This is a genomic window from Pseudoflavonifractor phocaeensis, assembly GCF_016901735.1.
Classification (GTDB): domain Bacteria; phylum Bacillota; class Clostridia; order Oscillospirales; family Oscillospiraceae; genus Pseudoflavonifractor_A.
This window is the reverse complement of record NZ_JACLZC010000177.1, coordinates 1-682: the sequence shown is the minus strand read 5'-3', so window position 1 is coordinate 682 and position 682 is coordinate 1. Positions and strand designations below refer to the sequence as shown.

Below are 682 nucleotides of genomic sequence, written 5' to 3'. Positions count from 1 at the left end.
GACGCCCACTCGGACACCTGATCCGCGTCGCTGAAGCTCAGCGCCTCCTCGCTCACCTCGGGGCTTCCGAAGTACCGGTACAGCATCGTCGCCAGCTGCTCGCGGCTGATGGTCGCTTCCGGATTCGTGCCGTCGGACACGCCCTCGGCTACTGCCCACTCCATGCCGGCCTGGTACCAGGGATCGCTCGCGCTGGTGTCCACGCCGTCCATACGGGCCAGGACCGTCATGATCATTCCGCGGGTGGTCAGCATCTCAGGCGCGAAGGTCGTCGCGCTGGTACCCTGGAACAGGCCCTCGGACACCACGTAGTCAATGGCTTCCTTGCCCCAGAAGTCCTCCGCCACGTCGGTGAAGCCGGGCGTCGGGTCCAGAGGCGTATCGTCGTCGTCGATGTCCACGTCGGGCTCATCCACATCAGGCTCGTCGGGCTCCGCGGTGTCGCTGCCGTGGCTGCCCTCATAGCCCACCATCTTCCAGCCCGCGTACACGGTGATGTCCGCCGTCACGGGAGCGCTGAAGTCATAGGCCTGGGTGCAGGCCGCGTCGGCATACCAGCCGTTGAAGGTGAAGGAGCCGTTGCTGGGATCGGCGGGACGCTCCACCGCCTGGCCCTCTTCCACTTCCACGGGCGCGATCTCGCTGCCGCCGTTGGTGTTGAAGGTCACGGTGTAGACGGGCG

1 protein-coding gene is annotated in these 682 nt (G+C 66.6%); it reads right to left on the bottom strand.

The window, feature by feature from the left end:
- On the bottom strand, window positions 1-682 hold a 682-nt coding region (locus tag H7U37_RS15120; RefSeq protein ID WP_204876985.1), incomplete at both ends, for an InlB B-repeat-containing protein.